Raw genomic sequence first — 15,696 nt, 5'->3', positions numbered from 1 at the left:
TGCGGCAACTCACCCCGTGCTGACGCGCTCGGCCACTCCGCCATTCCCGGCCAGGGCAAGATTTGCATAGGTCGCTCCCGATCCGAGCTCCCCGTCCCCGCTCGTGATCATTGATCCCTGCTACCCCTATGCGCCTTGCCCGTTTCCTCCCCGCCACGCTCTTGCTCACCTTGAGCGCCGCGTTCTCCACCGCCGCCGGCGACAACGCCGTGCTGTTCTGGAACCAACAGGCTCTCAACGCCACTCGCCTCGCCCGCAACCCACCGCCGGTCAGCGCACTGTGGTTTGGGTCCTACCACGCTGCCATCGCCGACGCCGTCAACGGCATCGAGGGTCAATGGCAACCGTGGCTCGTCGAGGGCGAGGCTCCAGCCGGCGCCAACGTCGATGCCGCCATCGCCGGTGCCGCTCGCACGATGCTCCGCCAAATTTGGGGGCAGCAGGCGAATCCGCACGTCTTCGACCTCGCCTACGACGAAGCCCTCGCCGGAATCCCCGATGGTCCTGGCAAGGACGCCGGACTGGCTTGGGGGCAGCACGTGGCCGAGGCCGTGCTCGCCCGCCGTTCGCTGAGCGGCTTCAAGGTTGCACCCAAATACATCCCCAGCGACGCGCCCGGCAAATGGCGCCCGACCGCTCCCGATTTCCGCTCCGGCGTCACGCCACAGATGGCCACCACCGAACCCTTCGTGCTGTCGATGCCCGCACAGTTTCGCGCTCCGCCGCCCCCCGGCGTCGAAACCAAGCAATACGCCGAAGAACTCATGACCGTCATGAAAGTCGGTCGCCGCGACGACGCCGAGCGCTCCGAATACGACACCCTCAGTGTGCCGTTCTGGGCCGACGGCCTGGGCACCGCCGGTCCTTCCGGCCACTGGAACCAGATCGCGACCCAGATCGCCCGTGATCGCCAGCTGTCCACTGTCGAGTGCGCCCGCCTCTTTGCGCTGCTCAACTTCGCCGCGGCCGATGGCTTCATCACCGCGTGGGACAGCAAGTATTTCTACAACACCGCGCGACCGGAGACCGACGCCCGCGAGCTGACGCCGGAAACCAACCCCTACTTCAAGCCCGACCCGGATTTCATTCCGAGCATGGCCTCGCTGCCCTTCCCGTCCTACATCTCCGCGCACATGACCTTCACCTCCGCGGCGGTGCGGGTGCTGCAACTCTACTTTGGCACCGATGAGGTGGGCTTCACCATCGGCTCAGATGGTTTGCCCGGCGTGGTCCGCACCTACACCAGCCTCGCGGCGGTGCGTGAAGAAGTCGGCCAAAGCCGCGTCTATGGCGGCATTCACTTTCCGATGGATGTCGACGCCGCCCGGGCTGCCGGCACCTCGGTGGGCGACTGGGTCTATGCCCACAGCCTGCAGCTCAGGAACGAAACCGCAAAGGTCGCCCAACGATGAAGGATTCGTCTTCCCCATTTTCTTCCGCCAACGAGAACACCCTTCTCCCTTGGATCCTGCGCATCGGCGTCGCCGGGTGTTTCATTGGCCACGGTGCCTTCGGCATCATCACCAAGGCCGGTTGGCTGCCTTATTTCGCCGTGGCCGGCATCCCGGAAGAGCTCGCGTGGAAACTCATGCCGATCGTCGGCACGATGGACATCCTGATGGGTGTCTCCGCCTTGGTCTTCCCCACGCGCGCCGTGCTGATTTGGGCAACCATGTGGGCCACCTGGACCGCTCTGCTACGTCCGTTTGCCGGTGAACCCGTGTGGGAGGCGATCGAACGCGCCGGCAACTACGGCGTGCCCTTCGCCCTCCTGCTGGTCGTCGGCCTGCATGGCCCCCTCTTTGAGCGGCTGCCCTCACGGTGGCCCTCCCTCGATGCCGCGGCACGGCAGCGCCTCTCGTGGGCGCTGCGCGTGACCACGGCGGCACTCCTGATCGGTCATGCCGGTTTGGGACTCTTCAGCCAAAAGTTGGGACTCGCCCACCACTACGAAGCGATCGGTTTGGGCGGAGGCATCACCCCGGCCATCGGTGCGTTTGAGTTCTTCCTCGCCGCCGCCGTGCTCATGCGGCCGTCCCCCGGGCTGCTGCTGGCCATCGCCGGCTGGAAATTTGCCACTGAGTTTCTCTTCATCCCGGCCGGGGCACCGTTCTGGGAAGTGATCGAACGCTTTGGCAGCTACACCGCGCCGCTCGCGCTGGCTTTTATGATGCGACGCGACTTCCCGCGCCTCGCCGCCCAAGCCCTTCGGGCCGCCTGAACCACTGTTGCCACCGCGATGAAACGAACTCCGTTTCGCGCCGCGCTGAGCGGCGCCCTGCTCCTGCTGTGCCCGGTTATCGGATACAGCCAAACCACGCCGCCGCCCGCCTTCCAGTTTCTGCGCTGGCAGGAGGACTGGTCCAACTCAAGCTCCGCGCTGAAACACCATGAACTGGGCGCCGGCGCCTGGGTCAGCTTCGGCGCCGACGCCCGCGTGCGCGCGGAGTCCTGGCGCAACTTCAACTTCGGCGCGCCCGTCGGGGTGTCGCATGACGACACCTACGCGCTCAGCCGGTGGCGCGCCCACGCCGATTTCCATAGCGCGTCAGACCTGCGGGTATTCGTGGAGTTCAAGGGTGCCTATGCGTCCGACCGCGATTTGCCCGGCGGCGTGCGCGCGATCGACCAAGACAAATTTGAACTGCAGCAGGCCTTCGTGGAGTTCGACCTGCCCGGCCTCACCGCCGAGGCCGCGACCCGCGTCCGCGCCGGGCGCCAGTTGTTTGCTTTCGGCGCACAACGGCTGGTGAGCGGATTGCCTTGGGCCAATGCCCTGCGCACCTGGGACGGCGTGCGCTTCGACACCTCGGCCGGCGGCTGGAAACTGAGTGCATTCGGCGCCGCCTTTGTGCCCACCACTGCTCGTGGCATCGGCACCGCCGACAGCCAAAACCAACTGTGGGGCCTCTACGCCACCCGCCCCGGCGTCAACGTCTACCTGCTGCGCAACCAATGGCCTCCACGCACCTTCAACGGCAGCAGTGGGCGCGATGCGCGCTGGACCCTCGGCACCCGCCTTTGGGGCAACTGGACCGACCGCGGCGACTACCACGTCGAGCTCAGCGCCCAAACCGGCTCGGTCGGCGCCAACGACGTCGCCGCTTGGTCAGTCGCCAGCCAGCTCGGATTCAAACCGCGCGCCGACGCGTCGCTTCGCCTGTGGGCGGGCTTCGATTGGGCCAGTGGCGACGATCAGTCCGGTGGGCGCGCCGGCACCTTCAACCAACTCTTCCCGCTTGGTCACGCCTACTTCGGCATCGCTGACGTGATCGGTCGCCAGAACATCGTGGACTTGAGCGTCGGCGCGACTTGGAAGCCCGTTGGCGCCCTGACCGCCAACCTCGCCTGGCACCACTTCCGGGCCGACGACACCGCGGACGCCATCTACAACCCCGGCGGCGGCGTGGTGCGCCCTGGCGGCAGCTACACGGACCGAGAGATCGGCAACGAAGTGAACCTCATCGTGAAATGGCCGCTGAACCGCCACCTCGGTTTCGAAGCGGGCTGGGCGCGCTTCTTTGCCGGCGAAGCCATTCGGCAGAGCGGTCCGGCCAATGACATAGACTTCGTTTACGTCTCGTCGGGCGCGACATTCTGACCCGAGCAATACGTTCCAAAAATATTCCTCCGGCGAATAGGGGTATCGGCGGTGCTGACTGTCATCAGCAGCAAACCGTGCCTGCCCTTCGTTCAATTCCGTTGTCAAATCACCCTGGCGCCGAAAACTCTTCGGTGCGCGCCGCGTCTGGCCCTCGCCGTGCCCGTGTGATGTCGGAACCCAAACCGGAAGACCTCTCCTCGCCCAGCGCGTTCACCGCCTTGTATCGGTCGACGATCGATCCGCTGCGCCGCTATCTCAACCGCTTGCTCGGCAACCGCGCCGAGGCCGAAGAGATCGCCCACGACGCCTACGCCCGGATTTACCAACACGAGGCGCAACGCCCCGAGGCCCTGCTCTATACCACCGCACGACGCCTCGCGATCAATCGCATCAAGCGCCGCTCCATTTCTCCCATCGCGCCGACCGACGCGCCGCTGGAGACAGCCGCGTCTTCCGCTCCTGACGTCACCCGGCAGGTCATCGCCCGCCAGGAGCTGGAGTTGCTCGAAAACGCGATCAACGACCTCCCGCCGGGTTGTCGCAACGTGCTGCTCCTCCGCAAGATCCACGGTCTGTCCCACAAGGAGATCGGCGATCGCCTCGGCATCGCCGTCAGCACCGTGGAAAAACAACACGCGCGCGCCCTGCGCCTGCTGCGCGCCTCTCTGCTCGCGATGGCCGACGACGATGCATCGTCGCCCTTCGCCTCCGACTCTCCCAACTCGTCATGAATCCCTCCAATAACCGTCCCGAGTCCTCTATGGAGGAAACGGCCTCTCTGTGGGCGGCCCGGTTGGAAGGTGCGCCCCTCTCGCCCGACCAACGGCGTGAACTCGATGCCTGGCTCGAATCCGATCCTCGGCACCGCGACGCACTCTCCGACTACTGCCAACTTTCGACCGACCTCGAAAGGCACCTGCCCACTTTGCTGTCATCCGGTTCCGTGCACCTGCCCGCAACCTCCCCGGCGGCGCCCCGTCCACTTTGGGCGCGGGTCGCCGCATGGCGCCTGCTCACCGCCACCGCGCTGGTGGCTCTCATTGGCCTCTTCGCACTGCGCCCCGATTCGACCTCGGTCGATCCAGTCATCCGTTACGCCACCCCGGTCGCCCAGCGCCAATCCATCACCTTGGACGACGGCACGCACGTCGACCTCAACGCCGGCACCCGCCTCGTCGTCGAGCACACTGCCGCCGAACGCCGCGTGCGCCTCGCCGACGGTCAGGCCTTTTTCCAAGTCAGCAAGGACGCCAGCCGACCGTTCATCGTCGAAACCCCGGCCGGCCTCGTGCGGGTCACGGGCACCGCCTTCGACGTGCGCACCTCCGCGGCCGACGAGATCGAAGTCACCGTGCTCGAAGGTTCCGTGCAGGTCCGCCTGGGCCACGACGCCGCGCCCACCGACAACGGTCCCGTCGCCCTCACCGCCGATGATCAACTCACCGCCCGTGGCGAGGGTCCGCCCACCATCCGCCACATCGGCGCGCGGGCCGTCCAGGACGTCCTCGCCTGGCGCGAAGGGCAAATTGTGTTCAACGAAACTCCCCTCGACGAGGTCCTCGCCCGCTTCGCCCGTTACCATGGCCGTGGCATCAGCGCCGCCCCCGGGGCCGCGGAACTTGAGCTCAGCGGTCGTTACTCACTCGAAAACCTCGATAGCTTCTTCGCCAACCTCGAAAACGTGCTCGCCGTCCAAGTGACCCACGACCAAAGCGGCACCACCCGCGTGCTGCTGCGCCCCTGATCCTCCGCCACCGTCCGCATGCCGATCCACCCCGTCCGCCATCGCCTCCGGGCGCCTTTGCGTTTTCTGTTGTGCGGGCTGATCGGCCTGCTCCCGCTGGCGGCGGCACCGCAGATTTTTGATATCGACGCCCAGCCGGCCGACGAGGCGCTGGCTGCCTTCACTCAGCAGACCAAGGTCAACCTGCTCTACGCCCCGGCCGAACTGCACGAGGTGCGCTCCACCCCCGTCCACGGTGAGTTCGAACCTGGCGACGCACTCGTTCGCCTGCTGCGCGAAACCGGCTTCGGCGCCCGTCTGGAAAACGGTGCCTACCTGATCACCCGCATCCCGCGCCCGCGCAGCGAACTTGTCGGGCGCATCACCACCAGCAACGGCGCGCCCAATGGCGGCACCCTCGTTGCCATTCCCGACCTTCACCGCAGCACCATCACCAACCGGCACGGTGAATACCGCTTTGATGAGGTGCCGCTCGGCACCTACCGCATCGTCGCCAATCGCGAGGGCTTTCACCCGCTCCATATCGACAACGTGCGCGTCACCGCCGATCTCCGCACCTACCTCGCGCCCAATGTCCTGCGCTCGGCGCACGAAACCAACCAACTCGAACCGGTCGTCGTCGAGGGCCACCTCAATCGCCGCGGTCCGCTCGACCCCGGTCCGACCGTCTGGGGCCCGCGCCGCGCCGGCGGCAACCTCGACCTCACTCGCACCCTCAACGACGCCCTGCCCTTCATCGTCTATGACCGCGACCGCATCACCCGCAGCGGCGTCGTGAACCTTAACGATTTTCTCCGTCGCGAACTTCTGGATACCGACGCCACCGTGCTGCCGCCCGACCAGAACGGCAACGGTGACCTCACCGCCAGCGGCAGCTCCAACCTCAATCTGCGCGGCTTCGCCTCCGACGAGACCGTGGTGCTCGTCAACGGTCGCCGGCTGCCGGAGATCCTTACGACCACCAACCTGTCCGGCGGCCGCGGTGGCTACCAACCGCCCGACGTAAACTTCATCCCCCTCAGCCTCGTGCAGCAGGTGCAGGTGCTGCCCGCCTCGGCGTCCGCCCTCTACAGCGGCAACGCCATCGGCGGCGTGATCAACATCCTGCTGCGCCCCGAAGGTGAACACCGCCGCAGCGAGGTCACCACCACCTACACCAACGCGACCGAGGGCTTCGATGCCCCCTACTCCGCCGTGTCCTTGTTGCACAGCGAAAGCCTGCTCGGCGGAAAACTGAATCTGCGCTTCAACGCCAACTTTGTGCAGACCAGACCGGCGACGGATTCCGAGTTGAAATACCACCGCGACAACAGCGCCGCCGACGAGGTCGTCACCGACAACGACGCCCTCCATCGCGCGACGCCCAACGTGCGCTCGACCAGCGCCACCCCGCTTTTTCCCAACACACCATTCCGCGTCACCTCGGTGGCGCCGGGAGCCGACGGCACGGGAGGTCTCGCGGCGTTCGACCGCCGCCAAGGCATCCGCAATTTCGCGTTATATGATTCCCCCGGCAACCTCGCCAGCGCCCTGAAAGGGGTCGACTATCCTTACGGTCGCGAGCAACGCCGGGCGCTCTATTTTGCCTCCGCCGTCTTTACGGTCTCGGACTGGCTCGAACTCGGTCTCGATGCCGCCTACTCCAACACCACGATCAATCGCGGCTTTGACGTCTTCAAGGGCGACCTCTTGCTGCGAAAGGCCAATCCGCTCAACCCCTTCGGCACCGATGCCCGCGTTTCGCTTTTTGAAACTCCCGTCGAGCTCGGCCAGGACTACAGCGAGGCCCGCATCGACTTTTACTCCCTCGTCGGCAGCGCCCTCGTGACTCTGCCGTGGGACTGGAAACTGGCCATCGACACCCAGTATTCCCGCAGCTCCACCAAATACCGCGGCGTCGCCGACATCGACCGGAACCGTTGGCAAGCGCTGGTCGATCGCGGTGACTACAACCCGCTTCGTGACACGCAGGTCTTCGGGCCACCGCAGGCCTTCTACGACGAGGTGCTCATCTACACCGGAGCACGGGACGAGTTCGTCACCCTCGGCGACTACGAAACCTTCGACGGAGCCTTTCGTGTCACGCACGAAAACCTGAACCTCCCCACCGGACGAGCGGTCGCCAACTTCGGCGCGGATTACCGCATCATGACCCTTAAGGGCTACGACGCGGTTCGTCGCTACGGCGACGGTTCCCTGCAACGCCTGCCTGAACGCTGGCAAGGGCGCACCCTCGAACGTGTCAGCCTTTTTGGCGAACTTCAGGCGCCGCTCTACCCGCGCCAAAAGTTGCCCGCGTGGATCGACACCATCGAGACGGACCTCGCCACGCGCGTCATCATCGCCGACACCGCCGCCGAGACCAACGTCGCGCCCACGATCGCCCTGAAACTCGGTCTAGCCAACGGTCTCACTTTCCGCGGCAGCTTCACCACTTCGAACCGATTTCCCACGCCTTACATGAGCCGCAACCGCGGCAACGGCGTCGATGCCGGCACCGGCCGCGTTTATGTGAACATCAAGGACCCGCGTCGCGACGGCGACGAATACGAGGCCGAGCAAGTCTCGGTGCTCAACCCGGGTCTGCGCATCGAAAACGCCGTCACCCAGACCTTCGGCGTCATCTTCGAACGCGGCGACCGCAACCGCTTCCGCGCCTCGGTCGACTTCTTCGACACCCGCAAGACCAACGAAATCGTCGGCCTCGGGCCGACCGAGTTGCTCAACCTCGAAGAGTTTTTCCCGGAACGCGTGGCCCGAGCGGCCCCCGCGCCCAGCGATCCCTACGACGTGGGACGCATCACCGAATTCCGCACCGGCGCCTTCAACCTGGCCAGCCGCCACTCCCAAAACTTCATGACCACGCTCGACTACGCCCGTCGCGACGTGCTGGGCGGGACCCTGGAGCTGCGTTCCCGCTTGGTCTGGTTCACCAAGTTCACCCGCCAGATTTTTCCCGAAGAACCGAGCATCAACGAGATCACCGATCCCAGCGGTGCCTCGGGCCTGCTCGAATACCGCGCGACCTTTGGCGGCGGATGGTCGACGCGCAGTCTCGCCCTGGGATTCGACGGTCAGTATTTTCATTCGCGCCGGCTGCCCGAAAAAGAATGGGCTATCCAAGGTGCGCGCACCATCGATCCCTACTGGCAGACCGATGTCTACGTGCAGGGCGACATCGGCCGATGGCTCCTGCCGAAAAAATCGCGACTCGGCCTCAAGGGCCAACTCCGCGTCAACAACGTCTTCAAGAAGGGCTACCCCAAATACGCCTGGGAACCTTCCGGCGCCGGCGTGCAACCCTACGGCGACTGGCGCGGCCGCACCTACTCCGTTTCGCTCACGGCCGAGTTTTAACGGCGCCGGACTAGCGGGTCGCACCGCATGGAGTGTCATCAACCACAACCATGCCTACCACCGCGCCCGACGCCCAAACCGCTCTGCGGGAATCGCTGAAACGTTGCCGGCCCGAAGTCGTTGCCGCGGCACTCGCGTATCATGATTCCGGAGACACCCGCCTTTTACCCGTGGTGGTCAACGGCGTCATCGAACGTTTCGTCGAGCCGGAGCTCCGGCCCCGCCTCGCCACCGCCGATGACACCATGCGCCTGAGCGAGGATCTCGGACTGGATTCACTCACCCTGATGGAGATCGTGTTGGTGGCCGAAGACGTCTTCGGGATCAATGTCACGGCCGATGAAATGCGCCACCTTTGCACCCTTGGCCAGATTAAGGCCTTCATCGCCGGAAAAGCTCGCAACTCCATCGGTTGAACATCGTCTTGATTGCCATGCGCTCCCTCCTTCCTCTTCGCAGGTTGCGGTGCGTGGTCGCCTTATTGGCGGCGCCTGGCTTCACCTCCGCCGACATCATCTCACCGGTCGATCGGTCCTACTTCGAGACCGCCGTCACCGTCGTCTCCGAACCCGCGGCGGCCCACCTTCCGGGCCGCCCGCGCGACCTCTTCGCTGGGGCCAAGGTCACCTTGCTCGCGAGCCCGCTACCCGGCGACGACTTGCAGTGGTTTCACAACGGCACCCCCTTGAGCGGCGAGAAGCGCAGCTCGCTGCGCCTCGTCGACTTCGCCCCCGCCCACGCCGGCGTCTACTGGGCACGCATCACCCGCGCTGGCTACGCCGTCGATACGAGCGCCGTCACCCTGAACCTCACCACGGCCCCGACGGCCAGTCTGGTCGACACCGGGTTTCAGAACCGCGTCGACCCCGACACAAACCAATTGCTCTACACGCTGATGCTGCGCAACGACGACGGCGAGATCGGTTACCTGCGTAGTTTCGGCACCTTCGTGATCGGCTCTTGGGGATGGCTCGGCGCCGACGGAGACTACCGTGAAGACGTCCACGCATGGGGCTACCTCGATGGAAACGTCGGCGAGGTTTCAGCCCTTCTGCCCGACGGTTCCCACCTACGGTATTCCGCCACGGGGGTCACGCGCGTCGATCGCCAGGGCAACGCGCACTTGCTCAACTACGACGGCGAAACTCCGCTCGAGTCGAATGCTTGGACCATGGCGCAAGACGGTGACCTGTTCCATCTCAACGGTGACCACCTGCTGCGACTCGCGCCCGACGGCGCTCTCCGTTGGACCATCCATTCGACCGATTTTGGGTGGGCCAATTTCGCCCGGGTCATTCCCTTTCGCGACGGGAGTGGGCATCTGCTCATCCAAGGCAATGTGGACGAGGTCACCCCAATGGCCCGAGTGATCCGGGCCGACGGCAGTCCACTCCCTGACAGCGAGGCATTTCCCACCCTCGCCGACTATCCGCTCACCCGACTGCAGTCCGGCGATTGGCTCGAATTGACCAACAGTCGAGTGCGTCGCTACGACGCCGAGTTCGATGTCGTGGCCGATCGTGAGCTCGGCCCTTGGGGTGTGCTCACTTGGTCGCCGCAGTCTGACGGTTACCTTTATGCCCTTGCGCCGGAGCTTGGTGTTCTCCGCCTCAACCCCGCGCTCGAGCAGGACCTCGAGTTCGCCGTGCAAATGCCCGCCGACGCGAACGTGCCTACAGGCAACGCCTTTGTTTTATCCGACGACAAGATTTACGTTTCCGGCACCTTCGCCTCGGTGGATGGGCACCCCAGTCCCTTGGTCGCCCGGCTCGATCCGGCCCGCAACGCTCGCGGCCATCCACCCCTGGTCCGGATCTTTGAACGCTCCCGTTCCTGGGAGCAGCGCACGCTCACGCTCGACGCAATCGTGGTGGGCACGGGCCCTTTCACCTACGAGTGGCGCAACCTCGATCGACCCGAACTCAGCTTCTCCGCCGACCGCACGCTCAAGCTCAACCCCTTCGACGCCACGAACACCGGTCGCTACGTCGTGAAGGTCACCTCGCCCACCGGCACGGCTTTCAGCGAGGTTCAGGACTGGCGCGAAACGTTCACAGTTCCCTTGCTCCGCAGCTTGACCGCGAGAGCGCCGCTGGGACCACGCCAAACCGCATTGAAGATGGGCTTTGTCCTCGCCCCGCAAATCCCTCCGGCTCTTCGCCCCAACGCGGCGCAGGTCGTCATCGCTCGCGGCATCGGTCCCACGCTTGCCGATCTCGGTGTCGAGACCCCGCTGAACGATCCTGCCCTGCAGCTGATCGCCCAATCCACCACGCAAGTCTGGACCAACGACGACTGGGCCCCGCTGCAGGGCCTCACCGCATTTAACTTTTCCGCACTCGCAGCCATTCCCCTCCGCGCCGGCTCGCACGACAGCCAGCTCGACGCCGCCCTCACGCCCGGCGTCCATCACCTGGAGGTGACGGCAAAACCCGGGGACCAAGGCATCGCTCTGGGCGAGGTATTTGCCCTCTACAACAGCGAACAAAACGCGCTCTTCTCCAACCTCTCGCTCCTCGCGCTCACGGGTGAAGGCGATGCGGCCATCGTCGGCGGTTTTGTCATCGACGATCCCAGCGGACTGCAACGGCCCCTGCGTCTGCTCATTCGCGCTGTCGGTCCGACTCTTCGGAAATTTGGCGTCGATGACGTCGCGACCGACCCCGTCCTGCGAGTTTTTGACCACACGGACCGGCACCTCGGCAGCAACGACAACTGGTCGCAAAACTCGAACACCTCGGCGGCGGACCTGGCCGCGATCGCGACTGCCGCGGGTGCCTTTGCGCTCGACGCGGAGTCGGACGACGCCGCGCTGCTCCTCGAGTTGTCGCCCGGCGTTTACACGGCCCAAGTGACCACCGCGGACGGCGCGTCCGGCCAAGCCTTGCTGGAGCTCTACCTCGTGCCCGCCAGCGCTGAACCGGTTCAATAGTCGACCGACACAGCCCGTCGTCCTTCCGGCCAACCCGCATCATCGCCGTTCGTCATCCCGGCGTTGCCATCTGCTCGATTCTGGCTGTCGTGCCCGCCCATGCACTTGAACCGTTTGTGGGGGCTCACCGCCCTCGTCGTAACCCTATGCCCCTTCACCTCAGCCAAGGAGGTCGATCTTATCCCGATCGGGTTTTCCGTCGCCACCATGGATCGCTCCGTCGATCCCGCCGACGACTTCCTGCACTACGCCGCCGGCACTTGGTTGAAGGAGACAGAAATCCCCAGCGACAAATCCCGCTGGGGCGCCTTTGACACCCTCGGCGAAAACAACTGGCGCCGCATCCGCAACCTGCTGGAGGAAATCGCCGCGCAGGACGCCGCCGCGGGATCCAACCTACAGAAGATCGCCGACTACTATCACTCGGCCATGGACACAGCCGCCATCGACGCCGCCGGCATCGCGCCGCTCGAGCCGACCTTTGCCACCATCGAGGCGATCGCCAACATGGACGACTTCGCGACCTACCTCGCCCACTCGCACCGGCAGATCGGCAGCGCCCTCTTCGGCGGCTACGTTTACGCCGATCAGCGCGACAACGAGTCGGTGATCTACCAACTTGTCCAAGGCGGCCTGAGCCTGCCGACCCGCGATTACTACTTCGACGAAAAGTATGCCAAATACCTGCCCGCGTTCGTCGAACACATCGCGACCATGTTTGAGCTCGCCGGCACTCCCGCCGACCAAGCCCGCGCCGATGCCGAAACGGTCCTCGCCCTCGAAACCAAACTGGCCGAGTTCTCCAAGACCGTGGCCGCCCTCCGGGACCCCAACGACAACTACCACAAGATGACCTACGCCGAGGCCGCCGCGGTCATCCCGGCCTTTCCGCTGCCCGCCTACTTTGCGGAGCTCGGCATTCCCGCCGAGGAAACGCACCTCGACATGAAACAACAGGTCTTCTTCGAAGGCCTCAACGAACTCCTCCCCGCCGAGTCGCTCGACACCTGGAAAACCTACCTGCGATGGCATGCGCTCAATGACGCCGCGGCCTACCTCGCCGGCGACTTCGAAAAAGAGAGCTTCCGCTTCTTCTCGACCGAACTGAGCGGCACGCCGGAACCCGAGCCCCGCTGGCAACGCGCCGCCCGCCAACTCGATGACCACATCGGCTTCGCCCTCGGCGAGGTCTACGTGGCCAAACACTTCCCGCCGGCCGTGCGCGACCGTTTGGAGGAAATGATTCAGATGATGCGCGACGTGCTCGAGGAGCGAATCGCCGGCCTCGACTGGATGGGGGCCGCGACCAAGGAGAAGGCCTTGGAGAAGCTGAAAACCTTTCGCGTCGTCGTCGGCTACCCGCCGGAGTGGCGCGACTATTCCGGCCTCGAAATCACCGCCGACAGCTACTTTGCCAACGTCATCGCCGGTGCCGAATTCAACACCGCCCGCGAGCTCGCCAAGCTGCCCAAAGTCTTTGACAAGACCGAGTGGCTGCGCACCCCACAGCAGGTCAACGCCTACTACCAGCCCTCGGCCGGCCAACTCGTCTTCCTTGCCGGCATCCTGCAGCCCCCCTTCTTTGACCCCGAGCTCGACGACGCCGTCAACTTCGGCGCCATCTGCGGCGTCATCGGCCACGAAATCACCCACGGCTTCGACGACAAGGGCCGCAACTACGACGCCCATGGTAATCTCAACGATTGGTGGACCGAAGAGGATGCCACCGAGTTCACCGCCCGCGCCCAAAAGCTCGTCGACCAATACAACAGCTACGAGGTCCTCCCCGGTGTCTTCGTAAACGGTGAACAAACCCTCGGCGAAAACATCGCCGACCTCGGCGGCGTTTCCATCGCCCTCGAGGCCCTGAATCGCTCCCTCGCCGGCAAACCGGTGCAGCTGATCGACGGCCTCACCCCGCAACAACGTTTCTTCATCTCCTGGGCCCAAAACTGGCGCACCAAATACCGCGACGACGCCCTCAAGCGCGCCGTTGCCTCCGGCGTGCACTCTCCTGGCATGGTCCGCGCGGTCGGCCCGCTCGTGAACATCCCTGAATTCTTCGAAACCTTCGGCATCGAGGAGGGCGATCCCATGTGGCGAGCCCCTGAGGATCGCGCCAAAATTTGGTGAGGCCCGCAGCCGTCCACGACGCATTGCCCGCCCTAATAAGGGGCGGGCTTTTTTGGGTTCAATTTTGCCGCCTCGAATCTTCGCAATATATTAGGGGTTCAATGTCTGCCCCCGATCCCAAGCAAGGTGAACGCGACTACTACACGCGCATTGGCGAAGAGGGTATCGCCCACGCAACCGGCAAACCCTTTGGCGACGACAATTGCGCCTTCAACCTCGCCAACATGGCCGCTCTTTTCCACCTGCTGCCGCGCCCGCCCCTTGCGATCCTTCACCTCGGCTGCGGCGTGGGATGGTTGAGCCACGCCCTCGCCCGGCAGGGTTACCAGGTGACCGGGGTCGACATCGCGGCCGAAGCCATCGCCGCCGCCGAGCGGCGCCGCGATCAGGCGGGACTGCGGCGGCTGACGTATCAGGTTGGAGACTACGAAATATCCCCCGGCATCGCCCCGGTCGACGTCGTGCTATTCTACGATTCCCTGCACCACGCCGAAGATCCCGCGGCTGCGATCGCCACCGCCTTCGCTGCGCTCAAACCCGGTGGCCGCCTCATCGCCTTCGAGCCCGGCGAGGGTCATCACGAGGCCGAAGCCTCGCAGCACGCGATCAATGCATTCGGCGTGCACGAACGGGACATGCCGCCCAATCAGATCATCGCCCTCGGCCGCCAGGCCGGATTCACGCGGCATCAAATCATGCCACATCCCGCCTTGCTGCTGGCTGAGCTTTACCACCCCGACTACGCTGCTGCGACCGACCAGGCCACCCTCGACCAACATCAAAAGGATCGCTCGCGCCAGCTCGTGCGCGAACTCTGGCGACAACGGCGTAAACAGGCTTTCACTGTATTGTGGAAGTAAACCGCCGCCGCCGGAAAAAAGCGTGTGCCGTGGCCGCATCCATGGTTAACACCCGAGCTTCCACATGATCGAAGTCCAGAACCTCACCCGCATCTTCCGCACCTACAAGAAGCAGCCCGGATTCTGGGGCGGCGTCAAAGGGCTGGTGAAACGGGAGTTCGAGGAACTGGCCGCCGCCAACGACATTTCGTTTTCGATTCAGGAAGGTGAATTCGTCGGTTTCCTCGGTCCCAACGGCGCCGGCAAAACCACGACGCTGAAAATGCTCGCGGGACTGATTTATCCAACCAGCGGATCCGCTCGGGTCGCCGGCTTCGATCCGACCAAACGCGAAAACGCCTACCGCCGCATCTTCGCCCTCGTGCTCGGCCAAAAGAACCAGCTTTGGTGGGACCTGCCAGCGATCGAATCCTTCCTGCTCCTTCGCCACATCTACGGCCTGCCGGCCGACCAATGGCAAGAGACCCTCGACGAACTGGTCGATCTGCTCGCCGTGCGCCCCAAGCTCAACGTCATGGTGCGCGAGCTCTCGCTCGGCGAACGCATGAAGATGGAGCTCATTGCCGCCCTGCTCCACCGTCCCCGGGTCTTGTTTCTCGACGAGCCCACCATCGGCCTCGATGTCGTATCGCAGCGGGCCGTGCGCTCCTTCCTCAAAGCCTACAACAAACGCCACAAGGTCACCATCCTGCTCACCAGCCACTACATGGCCGACATTCAGGAACTTTGCGACCGCGTCATCGTGATTCATCGCGGCAACAAGATCTACGACGGCGACCTCGACCGCCTCGAGACCGGCAATGCCAGCACGCGGCAAAAGATCATCACCTTCGAGCCCGATCTCAACAGCGCCGACAGCGCGGGCCGCGTGGCCTTCCCCGCCGATTGGCAATCCGCCCATGGCACCACCACCCGCGACGAAGCCGGCAAGTTCACCCTGCGGGTGCCCGGCAACCTCATCGCCACCGTCTCGCAAGAGATTCTGCAACAAGGCCCCGTCGCCGATATCACCATCGAAGACGTCCCCCTCGAAGACGTCATCGCGGATCTTTTCGAAAAGCACTGA

The 15,696-nt window shown here is 64.7% G+C and carries 11 protein-coding genes; all 11 read left to right on the top strand.

Annotation, left to right across the window (positions count from 1 at the left end):
• Window positions 1-128: 128 nt before the first annotated feature.
• The 11 genes from AC0MRV_RS13945 to AC0MRV_RS13895 all read left to right on the top strand — a co-directional run bounded on the left by AC0MRV_RS13945 (window position 129) and on the right by AC0MRV_RS13895 (window position 15,696).
• Window positions 129-1,412 carry a vanadium-dependent haloperoxidase gene (locus AC0MRV_RS13945; protein WP_472765098.1) on the top strand — a complete coding sequence of 428 codons (1,284 nt, stop codon included), beginning with the start codon at window positions 129-131 and terminating at the stop codon, window positions 1,410-1,412.
• On the top strand, window positions 1,409-2,221 hold the full coding sequence (locus tag AC0MRV_RS13940; RefSeq protein WP_472765097.1) for a hypothetical protein: 813 nt from the start codon (window positions 1,409-1,411) through the stop codon (window positions 2,219-2,221). Before AC0MRV_RS13945 ends, AC0MRV_RS13940 begins: the two co-directional genes overlap by 4 nt.
• 18 nt (window positions 2,222-2,239) lie before the next feature.
• A complete protein-coding gene (locus AC0MRV_RS13935) occupies window positions 2,240-3,601 on the top strand; it encodes an alginate export family protein (RefSeq protein WP_472765096.1) in 1,362 nt (453 codons plus the stop codon).
• 170 nt (window positions 3,602-3,771) lie between these two features.
• The gene (locus tag AC0MRV_RS13930) at window positions 3,772-4,335 is read left to right on the top strand and encodes an RNA polymerase sigma factor (protein WP_472765095.1); all 564 of its coding nucleotides are present in this window, start codon (window positions 3,772-3,774) and stop codon (window positions 4,333-4,335) included.
• Window positions 4,332-5,348, top strand: a complete 1,017-nt coding sequence (locus AC0MRV_RS13925) for a FecR family protein (RefSeq protein ID WP_472765094.1) — start codon at window positions 4,332-4,334, stop codon at window positions 5,346-5,348. Before AC0MRV_RS13930 ends, AC0MRV_RS13925 begins: the two co-directional genes overlap by 4 nt.
• Before the next feature lie 18 nt (window positions 5,349-5,366).
• Window positions 5,367-8,705 carry a TonB-dependent receptor plug domain-containing protein gene (locus tag AC0MRV_RS13920; protein ID WP_472765093.1) on the top strand — a complete coding sequence of 1,113 codons (3,339 nt, stop codon included), beginning with the start codon at window positions 5,367-5,369 and terminating at the stop codon, window positions 8,703-8,705.
• A 50-nt stretch (window positions 8,706-8,755) separates the two neighbouring features.
• On the top strand, window positions 8,756-9,121 hold the full coding sequence (locus AC0MRV_RS13915; RefSeq protein ID WP_472765092.1) for an acyl carrier protein: 366 nt from the start codon (window positions 8,756-8,758) through the stop codon (window positions 9,119-9,121).
• Window positions 9,122-9,138: 17 nt separating this feature from the next.
• Window positions 9,139-11,637, top strand: a complete 2,499-nt coding sequence (locus AC0MRV_RS13910; protein ID WP_472765091.1) for a hypothetical protein — start codon at window positions 9,139-9,141, stop codon at window positions 11,635-11,637.
• 99 nt (window positions 11,638-11,736) lie between these two features.
• Entirely contained in the window at window positions 11,737-13,770 is a 2,034-nt protein-coding gene (locus AC0MRV_RS13905) for a M13 family metallopeptidase (RefSeq protein ID WP_472765090.1), read from the top strand.
• A gap of 101 nt (window positions 13,771-13,871) precedes the next feature.
• Window positions 13,872-14,630 carry a class I SAM-dependent methyltransferase gene (locus AC0MRV_RS13900; RefSeq protein ID WP_472765089.1) on the top strand — a complete coding sequence of 253 codons (759 nt, stop codon included), beginning with the start codon at window positions 13,872-13,874 and terminating at the stop codon, window positions 14,628-14,630.
• A gap of 64 nt (window positions 14,631-14,694) precedes the next feature.
• A complete protein-coding gene (locus tag AC0MRV_RS13895; RefSeq protein ID WP_472765088.1) occupies window positions 14,695-15,696 on the top strand; it encodes an ABC transporter ATP-binding protein in 1,002 nt (333 codons plus the stop codon).

Source organism: Actomonas spartinae, assembly GCF_051209155.1.
Lineage (GTDB): Bacteria > Verrucomicrobiota > Verrucomicrobiia > Opitutales > Opitutaceae > Actomonas.
This window is presented reverse-complemented; position numbering and strand designations above follow the sequence as displayed.